The sequence below is a fragment of the Pseudomonas sp. NPDC090203 genome (assembly GCF_044746765.1).
In the GTDB taxonomy this organism is placed as follows: domain Bacteria; phylum Pseudomonadota; class Gammaproteobacteria; order Pseudomonadales; family Pseudomonadaceae; genus Aquipseudomonas; species Aquipseudomonas putida_AD.
Window position 1 is genome coordinate 313,055 of the sequence record NZ_JBIVCV010000001.1, and the last position, 15,869, is coordinate 328,923.

The 15,869-nt window shown below is 60.8% G+C and carries 18 protein-coding genes; 9 read left to right on the plus strand and 9 right to left on the minus strand.

Going from position 1 to position 15,869, the window contains the following annotated elements:
* Nucleotides 1-112 precede the first annotated feature (112 nt).
* The 4 genes from ACIPO9_RS01385 to aroC form a co-directional block, all read right to left on the minus strand.
* Nucleotides 113-829: a LuxR family transcriptional regulator gene (locus ACIPO9_RS01385; protein WP_274132508.1), complete on the minus strand. Its 717-nt coding sequence runs from the start codon at nucleotides 827-829 to the stop codon at nucleotides 113-115.
* 415 nt (nucleotides 830-1,244) lie between these two features.
* The gene (locus ACIPO9_RS01390; protein ID WP_400778400.1) at nucleotides 1,245-1,790 is read right to left on the minus strand and encodes a 1,2-dihydroxy-3-keto-5-methylthiopentene dioxygenase; all 546 of its coding nucleotides are present in this window, start codon (nucleotides 1,788-1,790) and stop codon (nucleotides 1,245-1,247) included.
* Nucleotides 1,791-1,809: 19 nt separating this feature from the next.
* Entirely contained in the window at nucleotides 1,810-2,952 is a 1,143-nt protein-coding gene (locus ACIPO9_RS01395; protein WP_400778403.1) for an MFS transporter, read from the minus strand.
* A gap of 37 nt (nucleotides 2,953-2,989) precedes the next feature.
* Nucleotides 2,990-4,081 (minus strand): chorismate synthase, encoded by a 1,092-nt coding sequence (gene aroC, locus ACIPO9_RS01400; RefSeq protein ID WP_274132511.1) that lies wholly within the window; start codon nucleotides 4,079-4,081, stop codon nucleotides 2,990-2,992.
* A 130-nt stretch (nucleotides 4,082-4,211) separates the two neighbouring features.
* Here aroC and ACIPO9_RS01405 point away from each other — a divergent pair, with 130 nt between their 5' ends.
* Together ACIPO9_RS01405 and ACIPO9_RS01410 are read left to right on the plus strand one after the other, a co-directional pair.
* Nucleotides 4,212-5,207 carry an alpha/beta hydrolase gene (locus tag ACIPO9_RS01405; RefSeq protein ID WP_400778406.1) on the plus strand — a complete coding sequence of 332 codons (996 nt, stop codon included), beginning with the start codon at nucleotides 4,212-4,214 and terminating at the stop codon, nucleotides 5,205-5,207.
* A gap of 609 nt (nucleotides 5,208-5,816) precedes the next feature.
* On the plus strand, nucleotides 5,817-6,617 hold the full coding sequence (locus ACIPO9_RS01410; protein ID WP_400778409.1) for a hypothetical protein: 801 nt from the start codon (nucleotides 5,817-5,819) through the stop codon (nucleotides 6,615-6,617).
* Between the two features lie 116 nt (nucleotides 6,618-6,733).
* Here the strand turns inward: ACIPO9_RS01410 and prmB are convergent, their stop codons facing one another.
* Nucleotides 6,734-7,642: a 50S ribosomal protein L3 N(5)-glutamine methyltransferase gene (prmB, locus tag ACIPO9_RS01415; protein WP_400778412.1), complete on the minus strand. Its 909-nt coding sequence runs from the start codon at nucleotides 7,640-7,642 to the stop codon at nucleotides 6,734-6,736.
* Nucleotides 7,643-7,895: 253 nt separating this feature from the next.
* Here prmB and ACIPO9_RS01420 point away from each other — a divergent pair, with 253 nt between their 5' ends.
* From ACIPO9_RS01420 to ACIPO9_RS01430, 3 genes are all read left to right on the plus strand, one after another.
* Nucleotides 7,896-8,519: a cysteine hydrolase family protein gene (locus ACIPO9_RS01420; protein ID WP_274132515.1), complete on the plus strand. Its 624-nt coding sequence runs from the start codon at nucleotides 7,896-7,898 to the stop codon at nucleotides 8,517-8,519.
* A gap of 233 nt (nucleotides 8,520-8,752) precedes the next feature.
* Nucleotides 8,753-9,073, plus strand: a complete 321-nt coding sequence (locus ACIPO9_RS01425) for a hypothetical protein (protein WP_274132516.1) — start codon at nucleotides 8,753-8,755, stop codon at nucleotides 9,071-9,073.
* A 93-nt stretch (nucleotides 9,074-9,166) separates the two neighbouring features.
* Nucleotides 9,167-9,727, plus strand: coding sequence for a Smr/MutS family protein (locus ACIPO9_RS01430; RefSeq protein ID WP_274132517.1), 561 nt, complete (start codon nucleotides 9,167-9,169; stop codon nucleotides 9,725-9,727).
* Nucleotides 9,728-9,737: 10 nt separating this feature from the next.
* Here the strand turns inward: ACIPO9_RS01430 and ACIPO9_RS01435 are convergent, their stop codons facing one another.
* Nucleotides 9,738-9,929: a hypothetical protein gene (locus tag ACIPO9_RS01435; RefSeq protein ID WP_274132518.1), complete on the minus strand. Its 192-nt coding sequence runs from the start codon at nucleotides 9,927-9,929 to the stop codon at nucleotides 9,738-9,740.
* A 652-nt stretch (nucleotides 9,930-10,581) separates the two neighbouring features.
* Here ACIPO9_RS01435 and folE point away from each other — a divergent pair.
* Nucleotides 10,582-11,127 carry a GTP cyclohydrolase I FolE gene (gene folE / locus ACIPO9_RS01440; protein WP_274132519.1) on the plus strand — a complete coding sequence of 182 codons (546 nt, stop codon included), beginning with the start codon at nucleotides 10,582-10,584 and terminating at the stop codon, nucleotides 11,125-11,127.
* A gap of 27 nt (nucleotides 11,128-11,154) precedes the next feature.
* Nucleotides 11,155-11,526 carry a glutathione S-transferase N-terminal domain-containing protein gene (locus ACIPO9_RS01445; RefSeq protein ID WP_400778415.1) on the plus strand — a complete coding sequence of 124 codons (372 nt, stop codon included), beginning with the start codon at nucleotides 11,155-11,157 and terminating at the stop codon, nucleotides 11,524-11,526.
* A gap of 109 nt (nucleotides 11,527-11,635) precedes the next feature.
* Here the strand turns inward: ACIPO9_RS01445 and ACIPO9_RS01450 are convergent, their stop codons facing one another.
* The 3 genes from ACIPO9_RS01450 to ACIPO9_RS01460 are packed head-to-tail and all read right to left on the minus strand — an operon-like array spanning nucleotide 11,636 to nucleotide 13,849.
* Nucleotides 11,636-12,016, minus strand: a complete 381-nt coding sequence (locus ACIPO9_RS01450; protein WP_274132521.1) for a lysozyme inhibitor LprI family protein — start codon at nucleotides 12,014-12,016, stop codon at nucleotides 11,636-11,638.
* Nucleotides 12,017-12,042: 26 nt separating this feature from the next.
* Entirely contained in the window at nucleotides 12,043-12,645 is a 603-nt protein-coding gene (locus ACIPO9_RS01455; RefSeq protein ID WP_274132522.1) for a glutathione S-transferase family protein, read from the minus strand.
* A gap of 37 nt (nucleotides 12,646-12,682) precedes the next feature.
* Complete coding sequence (locus tag ACIPO9_RS01460) at nucleotides 12,683-13,849, minus strand: PLP-dependent aminotransferase family protein (protein ID WP_400778418.1); 1,167 nt, start codon at nucleotides 13,847-13,849, stop codon at nucleotides 12,683-12,685.
* An 81-nt stretch (nucleotides 13,850-13,930) separates the two neighbouring features.
* On the opposite strand from ACIPO9_RS01460, the gene ACIPO9_RS01465 reads away from it, so the two are divergent.
* Nucleotides 13,931-14,374, plus strand: coding sequence for a MarR family transcriptional regulator (locus ACIPO9_RS01465; protein ID WP_400778420.1), 444 nt, complete (start codon nucleotides 13,931-13,933; stop codon nucleotides 14,372-14,374).
* A 273-nt stretch (nucleotides 14,375-14,647) separates the two neighbouring features.
* The gene (locus ACIPO9_RS01470; RefSeq protein ID WP_400778423.1) at nucleotides 14,648-15,835 is read left to right on the plus strand and encodes a benzoate/H(+) symporter BenE family transporter; all 1,188 of its coding nucleotides are present in this window, start codon (nucleotides 14,648-14,650) and stop codon (nucleotides 15,833-15,835) included.
* Nucleotides 15,836-15,869 lie beyond the last annotated feature (34 nt).

The window sequence follows — 15,869 nt, forward strand, 5'->3', positions numbered from 1 at the left end:
CCGCACTGCCGAAGCATCCCTTTTGAAACACCGCGATCGCTACCTGAGCCATCGCGGTTTTTTTTGCGTGCAATTCATTGCACGCTGCAACGCGACGCCGACGGGTGCCGGGTCAGCGAAGAATGCCTCGGCAGAGGGCCTCACCCACGGCCTGCGCACGGTTCGAGACACCGAGCTTGGCGTAGATGCTTTTGAAATGATGCTTGACCGTCGCCTCGGAAACCTCCTTGATCAGGCCGATCTCCCACGCCGTCTTGCCTTCCCTGGCCCATTTGAGTATTTCGAGCTCCTTGGGCGTCAACGCCCTTGTCAGTAGTTGCCGGCCTTTGCCGGCGACGTGCAGCATCGGCACCAGGCTTGTGAGCAGATAGCGATCGTTGTGGGTAAGCGGCCGCTCCATGCCATTGAGCGAGCAGACGGTAATCACGCCCCGGTTGGCGCGGTTTTCACTGCTGTAGCCGTACGAAAAGGCCGGTAACAACTGGCAATCCTGCACCGCTGCCAGATAGGCCGATGATGGCGGGTAGGTCTGGAACGCCTGCATCCAGTCCAGAAACCCCATGGTGTGCCGGAAACAACGGATGACCGGATCTTCGATCATCAGCCGTCCCTGAACGTAGAGGTCCTTCCAGTAAGGGTCGACATTGGATGTGATGCAACTGAGCAACGCGCCTTCACGGTATTGATACAGCATCGCCCGCTCACAGCGACACTCTTCCCTGAGCCAGTCGAGCGCGTTGGCAATCGCCGCATCGCCATCCTGTTCGGTAACGCTGCTGACCATCTGCTGAATCAACGGACTCAATGTCCCTGTTTCCACGTTTTTCATTTTCCCCTCCGTATAAAACGTCAACTGTCGTCCCTGAATGCTCTTTTAGAGTTTGAAGTTGATTGCAGCCGGCCGGACGCGCCAGGCCCTGCAAAAAGGCTGCAAGGGCACGGTACGTTCAAGGGCTGTCAGGCTTCGACAGGACAAGGGTTACACAGACTGGAAGGGTTAAACACACGGTGCAAAACAAACAGTCTTGCCTGACTCATAAACAGGCAATGTCTTACAAAATATCCAAAACGCGCTTACATTTTTGTCGACCAAGTCGCAAAAATGGCCAACATTGCACCATCAACCCCTGCACGAAGTTGTACGAGATTGAACACTTTGACGTTCGAGAAGTTGCGCCTCGGGCTGCGCAACTTTCAATGGGCGAGCGATTCAGGGAGACGGGAATTTCAATCGCGCGAGCGTTTCAATCGTCTAGGCGAGGAAACTGACTGGCGATGGCGTCACCGGTGATTTTTGCCGCCGCACCTTGTGAGGTGGCGAAAAGACGAATGGCCACCAGATGCGGCTGTTCGCCCAGGTCGAACCAGTGTCGGGTGCCTGCGGGGATGCTGATCCGGTCGTTCTTTTCGCATTGCACGGTGTAGACGAAATCACCGATGTGCAAGGACAACAGCCCACGGCCCGCCACGAAAAGCCGCACTTCATCGGTGTCGTGCAGTCGCTCGTCGAGAAGGCTGGCGCGCAGTTCGGCTTGCTGCCCAAAACCCGCGTTGACACTGATGACTTCGATGGCCTCAAGGCCGCGCCCGGTCATCAATTCATCGACCGACTGGCGATAGGCATTGATCACTTCCTCCTGGCTGGCACCGGCCACAACCTTGGTGGTCGCCTGCCAGCGGTCGAAGAGGATGCCGTGGTCGGCCAGCGTCGAGGCGATGTCTTCGAGATGGGTCAGGACCTTGTTCGGCAGGTCAGGCGATGATACGGAGTAGACGGACAGAATGCTCATTGGCGTGGTTTCCTCATAGTCAGTCGGCTTTCATGCGGGCGGCGGCCAGGATCGCAGCGGTCAGCGCCGCAAGGCTCGCAATGGCAAAGGTCCAGCCTGGGCCAAGGGCGTTCCAGCTGTAACCTGCGTACAGCGCACCCACGGCGCCACCGGTGCCGGAAAGCGCCGCGTACAGCGCCTGTCCCTGGCCTTGCTGGCGGGGGCCGAAGCTGCGTTGCAGAAAATGGATGGCCGCAGCGTGGAAACTGCCAAAGGTAGCCGCGTGCAGCAATTGGGCGAAGATCAGGATTGACAGGTGATCGGCGAAATTGCCCAGCAGCAACCAGCGCAACGACGCCAGGGCGAAACTTGCGACCAGCACGTGACGAACGCTGACGCTTTGCAGGATACGGCTCATGAACAGGAACATCAGCACTTCGGCGACGACGCCCACGGCCCACAATATGCCGATGATTCCCCGGCTGTAGCCCAGGTGCTCCAGATGCAGAGTCAGGAAGGTGTAGTACGGGCCGTGGCTGAGTTGCATCAGCGCCACGCTGACATAAAAGGCCAGCACGCCCGGGCTCAACAACTGCCGGACAAACCCCTCGCCTGCCGTCCGCACGCTCGAGTGCGCAGGCTGGGCATTGGGCACCCACCAGCTGCTGGCGACGATACCCGCCATGATCAGCAACAGTGCCTGGGGGTAGAGATCCAGGCTGAACACCTCGAATAAACGCCCCAGACCCACGACCGTCAGAATGAAGCCGATCGAGCCCCACAGCCGGATCTGGCTGTAACGGGCAGTCTGGCCTTGCAGGTGAGCGAGGGTGATGACCTCGAATTGCGGCAGGACCGCGTGCCAGAAGAAGGCATGCAGCGCCATCACCATGGCCAGCCAGGCATAGGATTTGTCGACGAGGATCAGCGAAAAACAGGCCAGCGTGCAAACGGCGCCGAACCGCACGATCGCCAGCCGCCGCCCCGTGTAGTCACCCAGCCAGCCCCAGATATTCGGTGCCACGCAGCGCATCAGCATGGGAATGGCCACCAGCTCGCCGATGCGTGCCGCGGGAAAACCCAGGTGATTGAAATACAGCGACAGGAAAGGCGCCGTGGAGCCCAGCAAGGCGAAATAGAACAGATAGAAACTGGACAGGCGCCAGTAAGGCAGCGCTGCCACGGTCACAGGACCCTGGCAGCGGCAACGGCCGGGGGCATTACAGCTGGCCCAGAACCGGCGTATTCACACGGACATCCATGTTCTGGCCACGATGACGCAGCAGATGGTCGAGCAGCACGATGGCCATCATGGCTTCGGCGATCGGCGTGGCCCGAATCCCCACGCACGGGTCGTGGCGACCCTTGGTGATCATCTCGACCGGGTTGCCATCGACGTCGATGGAGTGGCCCGGCGTGGTGATGCTGGACGTTGGCTTGAGCGCCAGATGAGCAACGATCGGCTGCCCCGAGGAGATGCCACCCAGGATGCCGCCGGCATTGTTGGAGGTGAAACCTTCAGGCGTCATCTCGTCGCGATGCTCGGTGCCGCGCTGGGCAACGCTGGCGAAACCTGCGCCGATTTCCACGCCTTTCACGGCATTGATGCTCATCAGGGCGTGGGCGAGTTCGGCATCCAGGCGGTCGAAGATCGGCTCGCCCAGGCCCGGCATCACGCCTTCGGCGACGACGGTGATCCTGGCGCCCACCGAATCCTGATCGCGGCGCAGTTGGTCCATATAGGCTTCCAGTTCCGGCACCTTGTCAGGGTCGGGGCTGAAGAAGGCGTTCTGCTCCACCGACTCCCAGCCCTTGAACGGAATTTCAATCGGGCCCAACTGGCTCATGTAGCCGCGCACGGTGATGCCCTGGCTGAGCAGGTATTTCTTGGCAATGGCACCGGCGGCCACGCGCATGGCGGTTTCGCGGGCCGAGCTGCGGCCGCCGCCACGGTAGTCGCGGATGCCGTATTTGTGGTGGTAGGTGTAGTCGGCGTGGGCCGGACGGAACAGATCCTTGATCTGCGAGTAGTCCTTGGACTTCTGGTCGGTGTTGCGGATCAACAGGCCGATGGAGGTCCCGGTGGTCTTGCCTTCGAACACGCCGGACAGGATTTCGACCTCATCGGCCTCCTGACGCTGGGTGGTATGGCGGCTGGTGCCTGGCTTGCGGCGATCCAGGTCACGCTGCAGATCTTCCAGCGACAGTTCGACACCCGGCGGGCAGCCGTCGACGATAGCGACCAGCGCCGGACCATGGCTTTCGCCGGCGGTGGTGACAGAGAACAGCTTGCCGTAGGTATTGCCGGACATGCGGGAGGCTCCGATAAATCGACCAAAAACACGAGGGCGCCAGTATACGCAGGGTCTGCGTACAGATCACGCGCGAACCTTATTCAATTGACCGCGTCCAATTTCACACTTTATTGATGATGGCCCTGCGATGCTACGTGGTATGTCCCTGATCCGCGGCTTGATGCCGCTGCGAGTAATCGCTTTGACCCTCACACTGCTGACTTCTCTGGCCCACGCTGGCACGCCGGTCGTGCTGCAACGCCCCATCAGCCTGGACACCGGCACGGGCGAGCTGTTCGGCACGCTTCTTTTGCCCAAATCCGACAAGCCGGTGCCGGTGGTGCTCATCATTGCCGGATCAGGCCCGACCGACCGTGACGGCAACAATCCGGACGGCGGACGCAACGACAGCATGAAACGTCTGGCATTGATTCTGGCCCGGCACAACATCGCCAGCGTGCGCTACGACAAGCGCGGCGTGGCCGCCAGCCGCCCCGCCACCCCTGACGAACGCGACCTGTCCATCGAGAAATACGTCGACGACGCGGTGGCCTGGAGCGAGAAACTCAAGGCCGACCCGCGCCTGGGGCAACTGATCCTGATGGGGCACAGCGAGGGCGCGCTGGTGGCATCGCTGGCTGCCGAGCGCGCCAGCGCGAGCGCCCTGATTTCCGTGGCAGGCACTGGCCGCCCGGTGGACCAGGTGGTGCGCGAGCAACTGCAATACCGGCTGCCGCCTCCCCTGCTGGCGCGCAGTGAAGAGCTGATCGAAGAGATCAAGGCCGGCAAGACCGACGACAATGTGCCTGAGCCGTTGCAAGTGGTGTTTCGCCCCAGCGTGCAGCCTTACCTGATTTCCCTGTTCCGCCAGAATCCGGCGGCCGCCTTCGGCAAACTGAAAATCCCCACCCTCATCCTCCAGGGCCGCAACGACATGCAGGTCGGCGTCGGCGATGCCGAGCTGCTGCAAAAGGCCAAGCCCGATTCGCAACTGGCGATAATCGACGGCATGAACCACGTACTGCGCATCGTGCCCATGGACATGAAACGCCAACTGGCCTCTTACAAGGACCCGCAGCTGCCGCTGTCCAGCGAGTTGTCGGACCGCATTATGAAATTCATCGATTCGGTGCCTGCTGCCTGATTGCACGTCCCGTAGCAGTCCGGCTTGCCGGCGGGGTGATCTCAAGGACGCCTTCGCGGGCAAGCGCGCTCCTACAGATGTAAACACCGACCCGTAGCAGCACGGCTTGCCGGCGTCGGCGATTTTGAGGGCGCCGACGCCGGCAAGCCGGACTGCTACGGGAAAGATCAAACCAGGCTCTTGCTTTTGATCTTCATGCGCGATGGTGCAGACGACGCCAAACGCGACGTAAAGGCGCCAGGCCGAGCGCAGGCGTCGTGCAGGGGGATGAGCGGCAGGAGCCGCGAAAGCCGTGCGGGCCATGGATGGCCCATCATGGCGTGCCCCCGGAACGGCGCCGGAGTCGAGGGAAGTCCGACGAAGGAGGACCCCAGCCAGGAGCAAATGGTTTGCCTACTTTCCCGAAAGAAAGTAGGTCGCCCGTAAGGGGCGAAACCCTTAATTCCAACCACCGCGAAAACGGATATACACCCGACATCAGCGTCCCCCCCCCAACGCGGAGCGTCATGAGCGATCAGCAACGATCCCCCTTCAGCTTCGGCAAAATTGGCCGATAGCGGGATGCTGGCATTGTGTTTGCCGAGCAATGTCTAGAACAGGATCGCCGTGATGACAGAAGCAATTATCGAGGATCAAGCGCCCGCCCAGGCCGTCGCCAGTGAAGGTGAAGTCGCCGTGGCCGTGCTGTGGGACAACGTATCCGCCGAACACTTTTCGATGCTGCGCCTGGCGCCATTGCCCACCGACCGTGCCACCGGCACCCGTCCACTGCGGTTCGTCGAATTCGGGCGCGCCGAGCGCAGCAACAAGGACTTCAGCCTCCTGCGCATGAGCTACAACCTGCCGGGGCAAAAGACCCGCAAGGAACAGAACCAGCTGGACATCTGGGTCGACCACGCCAACCGCACAGTGCGCATCGGGCCGGAATCGGGTCTGCAGATCGAGCCCTGCAATCGTGGGCTGGGGCGCTTCATGGCGGCCCAGGGTGTGATCTGGGCCCAGAAGCGCTGGTCTGACTACCAAATCGCCGGCACCGCCCTGGCCAACAAGGATGCGCTCAACGAAGACACCCGCCTGCGCCGCGACCAGTTCCTCAAGGCGCTGGGTTTCGAAGTGGCCTACGCCGATGCCCAGCACCTCAAGGGAACGATCAAGGACGTCAAGGTCGGCAACCTGAACGGCACCTGGAACGCCGATAAAGTGCAGGTCGTGGAGATTCTCGACACCGCGCACATGCTGCAACAGGCCGAGCAGAAGATTCAGGAACAGGAAGTGCTGATCAAGAAAGCCGAAGACAAGGTCGGCAAATACAAGCGCGACGACAGCGGGTTACGCTTTACCATCGCGTGCCTGGTGACCTTCGCGGTATTCCAGGCGGGGCTGTTGATCTGGATTGCGACGCATCGCTGATCTAAACAGCCGTAGGAGCGCGCTTGCCCGCGACCGCAGCGTGTCAGTCAGCACATTTGGCACCGACACACCGCAATCGCGGGCAAGCGCGCTCCTACAAGCGGTAGCGCATTGGCTTACACCCGCGCGGCAAAGATCGCCTGATGCTGACGGCACTGTTCAGCGCTGAGCATGAACACCCCGTGCCCGCCCCGCTGGAACTCCAGCCAGGCGAAGTCCACTTCCGGGTACAGCGCCTCGACGTGCACCTGGCTGTTGCCCACTTCCACGATCAGCAGACCCTTCTCGGTCAGGTGATCCGCCGCCTGGGCCAGCATGCGCCGCACCAGGTTCAGGCCATCATCGCCACAGGCCAGCGCCAGCTCCGGTTCGTGCTGATACTCATCGGGCATGTCGGCGAAATCTTCGGCATCGACATAAGGCGGATTCGACACGATCAGGTCGAAACGCTGCCCCGGCAAACCATCGAAACCATCGCCCTGAACGGTGTAGACACGTCCATCCAGGCCATGGCGCTCGATGTTCTGGTTGGCCACTTCAAGGGCTTCGAACGACAGGTCGGCCAAGGCCACTTCGGCATTGGGGAACACATCGGCGCAGGCGATGCCGATGCAACCGGAACCGGTGCACAGGTCCAGGATTCGCGCAGGCTCGCTGGCCAGCCAGGGCGTGAAGCCGTTCTCGATCAACTCGCCGATAGGTGAGCGCGGGATCAGCACACGCTCATCGACAATGAACGACATCCCGCAGAACCAGGCCTCGCCCAACAGGTAGGCGGTGGGAACGCGCTCGTCGATACGGCGCTTGATCAGGCGCTGCACATTGACCAGCTCGTCGTCTTCCAGGTTGCAATCCAGGTAGTTGTCGGAGATTTCCCAAGGCAGGTGCAAGGCGCCCAGCACCAGTTGGCGGGCCTCGTCCCAGGCGTTGTCAGTGCCGTGACCGTAGAACAGGTCTTCCCCGTGAAAGCGGCTGACGGCCCAACGGATATGATCGCGCAGGGTGCGCAGGCGGGAAGTGATCACGTAAGACTCCTTGAAAAAACGACGGGCGATTCTATCAGCCATCCGGCCAAGACACGATGCCTGAGCCCGACACGGGTCGGCCTGTTGAAACTTTCCACAGCCTTTCGATGATTTTGCAGGCAATATGACAGTAACCGCGACCTGCTCGACGGCTTGAAGCCCGGCAAAAAAACGACGCCTGTGAGCATTGAGATTCACAGAATCGTTCTGCCAGTGGACAATGTGGCAAAAGCCCCACTCGAAGGAGCCCCAGATGTCTGTTCCAAACACCGGTCCCAAGACCATGTTTCAACTCAGTGGCCGTGAATACGCGGCGGCCACCTTGAGCAATGCCACGCTGATCATCATCGACGCGCAAAAGGAATACCTGAGCGGTCCACTGGCCCTGACCGGGGTTCAGGCCGCGATCGACAACATCGTGCAACTGGTTGCCGCTGCCCGTGTGGCCAAGTCGCCGATCATTCACGTACGCCACCTGGGCACCGTCGGCGGCATGTTCGACCCACAAGGCGAGCGCGGAAAATTCGTGCCGGAACTGCAGCCGCAAGCCGACGAAATCATCATCGAAAAGCGCCTGCCCAATGCCCTGAACGGCACCGTGCTCAACGATGATCGCACCACCCTGCACGGCCTGCTGGAAAGCCTCGGCCGCCTGGATCTGGTGGTCTGCGGCTTCATGAGCCACTCAAGCGTCAGCACCACCGTGCGTGCGGCCAAGGAATACGGTTTCCGTTGCACGCTGGTCCAGGACGCCTGCGCCACTCGCGACCTGCCGACCCCGACTGGCGTCATCAAGGCAGAGCTCGTGCAACAGGCAGAAATGGCGATCATGAACGACAACTTCGCCAAGCTCGCGATGACTGCCGACCTGATCTGACTGCCCCCGCCTCATCAGGAACTGACCCGTTGATCCGCGATGTCGTAAACGACTTGCATCATTTTCCGGCAGTTCCTGAAGAAAAAGCGTACAAATAACCTCATCAGGCGTGTGATCCCCTTCACATAACCGCCCATCCGTTAATCACTGGTGTTTGCTTCCGAGCGCCGACCAGGCGGGAACCACATTGGCCCAGGCTGGTCAGAGCGCCGATACCCATAGAGGAAGTCGGGATGAAGATATCCGATGGTTTCGATGCCCGTCGCCTGCGCCCCAAGGGCCAGAGCAACTGGCGCATGCGCATTGGCGCGGCCATATCAGCTCTACTCGCGACAGCAGGCGTGCTGCTGGCAATGGCCGGCGTGGCCAGCCTGATCGGACACCCTGACGCGCTCGGCGAACTCAACGCCAGCCCGGCGGGCGCAGTGGTTACCATTGTGATCGGTCTGTTTCTGCTCTACATCGGTGTCTGGATGTGGCGCCGCAGCCGCCGGCGCCGTCGTCGCGCCGGAGAATTGAGCATGTCCGCGCACTTGATGAAGAAACACGACTGACCCCTCCCACGTGTTCCGCAGCCGTTTTCCATGGATTAGTCGCGCCGTTTCCGGCGTGACTTGGTTAAACTGGCGTCCTTCGCGGAGACCGACATGCAAGACGACGATTTTTCCCTGTTCAGAAATGAGATTCGCGGCGTAAAGCCGATCAAGACTGAACACGCCGATGTAGGCAAACCCAAGACCGACCGTAAGAATCTGGCCAAACTTCGGCAGGCAGCTTCCGTGCGCTCGGACGCCACCATCACCGTGGACGGGCTTTCCGACCAGTTCGTGATCGATGTGGGTCCCGAAGACACGCTCAACTGGGCCCGCGACGGGGTTCAGGAAGGTCAGATGCGCAAGCTCAAGCTGGGGCAGATCAGTTTCGAGGGCAGCCTGGACCTGCACGGCATGAGCGTGGAGCTGGCGCGGGAAACCATGTGGGAGTTTCTCGCCGAGGCGACTAAGCTGGAGATTCGCTGCGTGCGGATCACCCACGGCAAGGCCGTGCGCCTGGACGGCAAGCGGCCGATGATCAAGAGCCACGTCAACACCTGGCTGCGCCAGCACCCGCAGGTGCTGGGCTTTACCTCGTGCCTGGCCAAGCATGGCGGCGCCGGAGCGGTGTACGTGATGCTCAAGCGCACCATGATGGAAGGGCGGGACGAGTAGAAGTCGAACGTCAGCGCGGGCCCGGGCCACCGCCGCCTGGGCCGCCACCGCCACCCGGGCCGCCACCTTCATAATGCCCGCCGCCACCGCCGCCATGGCCACCACCGTGACCTCCTCCGCCCGGGCCCCAGAACGGCCAGCAACCGGACATCGCCGACATCACCGCGATGACCATCGCGACTTTCGCAATACGACTCAACATACTCGTTACTCTCTAGAAATCAGGCATTCATCACCTGCCAAGTCTGACAGCACACCTGCGCCAAACTGCGTCGCCACTTGGTAGCGCACTGGTATCGAAACCGATACCTGGCGCCATCCGGAAACGAAAAAGGCCGCTAAGGAAGAACACTTCCCTGGCGGCCTTTATTCAGAGCGGAATGCGGGATCAAGCCATCGCTACCCGACCCGACGAGAATAGATCAGCGACGATAGTAGCCAGGTCCCGGCCCATAGCCTCCGCGCCCTTCATAATAGTGGCCACCATCATAGTGGCGATGATCCCAGCCGCCGTGACGGCCCCATCCAGGGCCAAAAAAACATCCCGAAACCGATGACATCAAGGCGATCACCAGTGCGATTTTCGCGATTCGGCTAAACATTATGATTACTCTCTTCATCCGGGCATCTATCACCCATTAACTCAGACACCAAGCGGACACATTTCGACATTTTTGCAGGGTAAAGGTTAGGTAAAGGTTGTCGGCATCACGTTTGGGTGACTACGTGTCGCAGGCTTGTCCATCGCTTGTCGGTCGCCTGCCGTACCCCTCCCCGCCCAGCTAGGCTACTATGTGCGCCTTTGCTGGCCACCAAGCCTGCGTTTTTCTTGAACCCACACGGAACACAACCCTGTGACACTGGAACAGAACTACACCGAGATCCTTGGTCAACTTGGCGAAGATGTCTCCCGCGAAGGCCTGCTCGACACCCCGAAACGTGCCGCCAAAGCCATGAAATACCTGTGCCGCGGCTACGAGCAGACGCTGGAAGAAGTCACCAACGGCGCGCTGTTCAGCTCCGACAACAGCGAAATGGTGCTGGTCAAGGACATCGAGCTGTACTCGCTGTGCGAACACCACCTGCTGCCCTTCATCGGCAAGGCCCACGTGGCCTACATCCCGAGCGGCAAGGTGCTGGGCCTGTCGAAGGTCGCGCGCATCGTCGACATGTTCGCCCGCCGCCTGCAGATCCAAGAAAACCTCAGCCGCCAGATCGCTGAAGCCGTTCAGCAGGTCACCGGCGCTCTGGGCGTGGCCGTGGTCATCGAAGCCAAGCACATGTGCATGATGATGCGCGGCGTCGAGAAGCAGAACTCGTCGATGATCACTTCGGTGATGCTGGGCGAATTCCGCGAGAACTCCGCCACGCGCACCGAGTTCCTCAGCCTGATCAAGTGATGCGGGCGTTCTGAAGAGGTTGCAAGCATGTTGATGAAGGCATTGAGGGTCGGCCTGGGCCAGTTGGTCATTCTGGGCGACTGGCTGACGCGTCCCGGCAAGAAGAAACGCACGCCAGAAGCGCAGGCTGCGGTCGAGACACAGGCGAAGGACCTGACGCTGTATCAGTTTCACGCCTGCCCGTTCTGCGTGAAGACCCGCCGCACCCTGCACCGGCTGAACGTACCGGTGGCCCTGCGCGATGCGAAGAACAACGAGCTGGACCGTCAGACCCTGCTCAATGAAGGCGGCAAGATCAAGGTGCCGTGCCTGCGTATCGAAGAAGCAGGCCAGACGGTGTGGATGTACGACTCCAAGGTCATCATCGATTACCTGGAAAAGCGTTTCGCCACTGTCTAGTCTCCCGTCCCGTAGCAGCACGGCTTGCCGGCGGGAGCGGTGTTTCAGTCACTATTTGTGAACCTGACACACCGCCCCGCCGGCAAGCCGTGCTGCTACGGGTTGAGAATTACCTCGGGCAGCCTTCCTGCCGGCACGCCACGAACGCTTTCAACTGTTCGACCCGCACTCTGGTCTGATCGGCCAGGCACTGGGACTGTTCCAGCGACCAGATCGAGCCTGAATCTTCGCGCCTGCCAACCTGATACAGGCAATCGGCATCCCGGAAGGCGATCCATTTCTTCTGCGCTTCCTGCAACGCTTTCTTCTGCGCCGGCGTCTTGAGATAAGACATCTGCGCCTTGTACTGCTTGTTCAGTTCGGCATCCAGCGCCGCGTATTGCTTACCCGCACACTCGTTCATCGAGGCCTGGGTGCTGCTGCAATCCTCTGCCTGGGCTGCCATGCTCAAGGCCATCAAGGCCCCGAGCACTATCGTCCTGTTACGCATCCAATACTCCCTCTGTAGCTTGATCGTCAGTCCAGCATACCCACATAACCCGGCTGCTGCCGAACCTGGGTCAACCAGCGCTGGATCGACGGAAACGGCGACAGGTCGAAACCGCCCTCGTGGGCCACGTGGGTGTAGGCATAGAGCGCGATGTCGGCGATGGAGAATTGCTCGCCGACCAGGAACGGCGTCTGCTTGAGTTGCTTCTCCATCACTTTGAGCGCCTTGTAGCCACGCTTTTGCAGGATCTGATATTCCTCAAGACGCTCTTCAGGCAGCCCGAGATAGAACTGGATGAAACGCGCCACGGCGATGGTCGGCTCGTGGCTGTACTGCTCGAAGAACTGCCATTGCAGCATCTGGGTGCGCAGACGCGGCTCGGTCAGAAGGTACGGCGTGCCTTCGGCCAGGAAGTTGAGAATGGCGTTGGACTCCCACAGGCAGGTGCCGTCGTCGAGTTCCAGCACCGGAATCTTGCCGTTGGGGTTCTTTTCCAGAAACGCCTCGGTTTCGGTCTCGCCCTTGAGGATGTCCACCGGCACCCATTCGTACTGTGCGCCCAACAGGTTGAGCATCAGCTTGATCTTGTAGCAGTTGCCCGAATTGTAATCGCCGTAAACCTTGTACATCGCTGCTCTCCCTGGAATCTGCTGTTTCAATACTGTATCAGGCTGCCATGTCAGTCTGTGCTTCACGAATGACTGCCGCCAGCCGCTTGAGGCCTTCGTCCAGCCGGGCCGGATCGATGTGGCTGAAATTCAGCCGCAAATACCCGGGGTTCGCCTCGGGATCGGTGAAGAACGGCTCACCGGGCATGAAGGCCACGTTTTGCGCCAGTGCCCGGTCGAGCAAGGTGCGGGTGTCGAGCTTGTTGCGCAGTGTCAGCCAGAAGAACAAGCCACCCTGGGGGCTGTTCCATTCGGCCAGATCACTGAAGTGGCGTTGCAAAGCCGCTTCGAACTGATCGCGCCGGGTTCGGTAGAAGCCGCGCAGTTCCAGCAGGTGCTGGTTGTAGCGCTCGCTGCCGATCCACTGCAACGCCTGCCACTGACCGACCCGGTTGGTATGCAGGTCGGCGGACTGCTTGAGTTTCAGCAGGTGCGGGAACAGGTCGTGGGAGGCGATCAAATAGCCCACCCGCAGCCCCGGCATCAGGGTTTTCGATACGGTGCCGGTGTAGATCCAGCTGGCACTTTTCAGGCGGCTGACAATGGGGCGCGCGCTGCCGCCGTCGAAGGTCAGCTCGCGATAGGGTTCGTCTTCGATCAACGTCACGCCGTATTCGTCCAGCAGAGCTGCGACCGCGTCCCGGGCAGCCTCGCTGTAACGCACGGCCGAAGGATTCTGGAAGGTGGGGATCAGGTAGGCAAATGAGGGCTTGTGCTGCTGCAGACGCTGGCGCAGGACGTCCAGATCCGGTCCTTCGGCCTGCAGCGGAACGGTCAGGCAATTGGCCCCGAACAGCTGGAAAATCTGCAACGCCGCGAGGTAGGTCGGCCCTTCCAGAAGAATCTCCGTGCCTTTGTCGATGTACAGCTTGGCGGCCAGATCCAGCGTCTGTTGCGAGCCGCTGACGATCATCACCTGGCTGGCTTCACAGGAGATACCCAGCGCCCGCGCCTGCTCGGCAACGGCCTCTCGCAGCTGCGGCTCGCCTTCGCTCATGCCGTATTGGCCGATGCTGCGCGGCATGTCGGCCCACTCGCTGTGGGGCAGCATCGATTCGGCGGGCAGGCCGCCGGCGAAGGACATCATTTCCGGGCGCTGGGCAGCGGCCAGGATTTCGCGAATCAAGGAACTCTTCAAACGGGTGACGCGTTCGGAAAAAGCCATGAGATCACCGCTGGCAGACATCGTTGGAAATAGGTCAAACTGTTTGACCGAAATTACGACGACTTGCCCGGATACGTCAATATGCTTGACCTTAAAAATTCATCGACGCAACAAATCGCCATGGAGGCCTTTTTCTTCGGCTACCAGGCGTTCACTGCAAAGGCCGATGAAATGCTCGACCGGCGAGGCTTGAGCCGCGTGCATCAGCGCATCGTGTTTTTCATTGCGCGATATCCGGGCTTGAGCGTGAAGGAACTGCTGGGGGTACTTGGGGTGAGCAAGCAGGCGCTGAACACGCCGCTGCGCCAGTTGCTGGAGATGGAGTTGGTGCGCAGCGTGACGCCCGAGGATGACAAGCGCAAGCGGCTGCTGGAGTTGACTGGCGAGGGCGCGAAGCTTGAGGAGTCGTTGCGTCGTGAGCAGGTGAAGCTGTTGCAACGGGTGTTCGCCGAGGCCGGGCGGGAGGCGGTGGATGGGTGGCTGGCAGTGAATCAGGTGCTGGGCAAGACGCTGAATCGCGGTTGATCCCTGGTCGTCTAAAGCACAACACCGACCCGTATCAGCACGGCTTGCCGGCGGGGGCGTGCGCAAGATCGCCATCGCGGGCAAGCGCGCTCCTACGGGATTGGGGTCAGCTATGGCGGTAGCAGTCCGGCTTGCCGGCGTCGAGGATCTCTGAGGTGCCCCGCCTGATGGAAACTGTGCCGACCATAACGTTTGTGGCTGTATCGCAACGAAATGTGACAACTGCGTATAGGCTTGCTGATCTGAGAATTGGCCGTTCCAAGGATAGACCGCATGACTGACGTGACCCATACACCGCTGCGCCCGTTGAGCGACACTTCGGCCTCGGCCATTGTCGCGGGCTTTATCGCCATGATGACTGGCGTGACCAGTTCGCTGGTGTTGATCTTCCAGGCCGGTCAGGCGGCGGGGCTGACGTCGGCGCAGATTTCTTCCTGGATATGGGCGCTGTTCATGGGCATGGCGGTGTGCAGCATCGGCCTGTCACTGAAATACCGTGCACCGGTCAGTGTGGCGTGGTCGACGCCGGGCGCGGCCTTGCTGATTGCAAGCCTGGGGCACGTTGCCTATCCCGAAGCCATCGGCGCATTCATCACCAGCGCGATCCTGGTGTTCATCTGCGGGATCACCGGCAGCTTCGAAAAATTGGTCAAGCGCCTGCCCACCTCGTTGGCCGCAGCCTTGCTGGCCGGGATTCTGTTCAAGATCGGCAGCGAAATCTTCGTCGCCGCGCAGCACCGCACGGGCCTGGTGCTGAGCATGTTTTTCACCTATCTGATCGTCAAACGCTTCTCGCCGCGCTATGCCGTACTGGTGACCCTGTTGGTGGGCGTTGCGCTGTCGGCCATGCTCGGCATGCTGAATTTCAGCGGTTTCACCCTTGAGGTGGCAGTGCCGGTCTGGACCACGCCGTCGTTCTCCCTGGGGGCAACCATCAGCATTGGCATTCCGCTGTTCGTGGTGGCGATGACATCGCAGAACATGCCGGGCATGGCGGTCCTGCGCGCTGACCATTATGACGTGCCGGCTTCTCCGCTGATTACCGCCACCGGACTGATCTCGCTGATCACCGCGCCCTTCGGTGCCCACGGCATTACCCTGGCCGCCATCAGTGCCGCGATCTGCACCGGGCCGCACGCCCACGAAGACCGCAACAAACGCTACACGGCAGCGATCTGGTGCGGGATTTTCTACGCCATTGCCGGGATCTTCGGCGCCACACTGGCTGCGCTGTTCGCCGCGTTTCCCAGGGAGTTGGTGCTGTCGATCGCAGCGCTGGCGCTGTTCGGCTCGATCATCAATGGCCTGACGGTTGCGATGAACGAGCCGAAGGAGCGTGAAGCGGCGCTGATTACCTTCATGGTGACAGCGTCGGGGCTGACGCTGTTCTCCATCGGCTCGGCGTTCTGGGGGATCGTGGCGGGGGTGTTGACGTTGTTGATTCTGAACTATCGCAAATAACTGCCGCTCGACGAATTCATGCATCGCTCCCGCC

Coding starts and splice junctions, on each gene's coding strand:
- ACIPO9_RS01435 (WP_274132518.1), bottom strand. CDS start 9,929: ATGTTGAGTCGTATTGCGAAAGTCGCGATGGTCATCGCGGTGATGTCG.
- aroC (WP_274132511.1), bottom strand. CDS start 4,081: ATGTCCGGCAATACCTACGGCAAGCTGTTCTCTGTCACCACCGCCGGC.
- ACIPO9_RS01425 (WP_274132516.1), top strand. CDS start 8,753: ATGAAGATATCCGATGGTTTCGATGCCCGTCGCCTGCGCCCCAAGGGC.
- ACIPO9_RS01450 (WP_274132521.1), bottom strand. CDS start 12,016: ATGCGTAACAGGACGATAGTGCTCGGGGCCTTGATGGCCTTGAGCATG.
- ACIPO9_RS01410 (WP_400778409.1), top strand. CDS start 5,817: ATGACAGAAGCAATTATCGAGGATCAAGCGCCCGCCCAGGCCGTCGCC.
- ACIPO9_RS01405 (WP_400778406.1), top strand. CDS start 4,212: ATGCTACGTGGTATGTCCCTGATCCGCGGCTTGATGCCGCTGCGAGTA.
- ACIPO9_RS01445 (WP_400778415.1), top strand. CDS start 11,155: ATGTTGATGAAGGCATTGAGGGTCGGCCTGGGCCAGTTGGTCATTCTG.
- ACIPO9_RS01460 (WP_400778418.1), bottom strand. CDS start 13,849: ATGGCTTTTTCCGAACGCGTCACCCGTTTGAAGAGTTCCTTGATTCGC.
- ACIPO9_RS01385 (WP_274132508.1), bottom strand. CDS start 829: ATGAAAAACGTGGAAACAGGGACATTGAGTCCGTTGATTCAGCAGATG.
- ACIPO9_RS01420 (WP_274132515.1), top strand. CDS start 7,896: ATGTCTGTTCCAAACACCGGTCCCAAGACCATGTTTCAACTCAGTGGC.
- ACIPO9_RS01455 (WP_274132522.1), bottom strand. CDS start 12,645: ATGTACAAGGTTTACGGCGATTACAATTCGGGCAACTGCTACAAGATC.
- ACIPO9_RS01465 (WP_400778420.1), top strand. CDS start 13,931: ATGCTTGACCTTAAAAATTCATCGACGCAACAAATCGCCATGGAGGCC.
- ACIPO9_RS01390 (WP_400778400.1), bottom strand. CDS start 1,790: ATGAGCATTCTGTCCGTCTACTCCGTATCATCGCCTGACCTGCCGAAC.
- ACIPO9_RS01430 (WP_274132517.1), top strand. CDS start 9,167: ATGCAAGACGACGATTTTTCCCTGTTCAGAAATGAGATTCGCGGCGTA.
- ACIPO9_RS01470 (WP_400778423.1), top strand. CDS start 14,648: ATGACTGACGTGACCCATACACCGCTGCGCCCGTTGAGCGACACTTCG.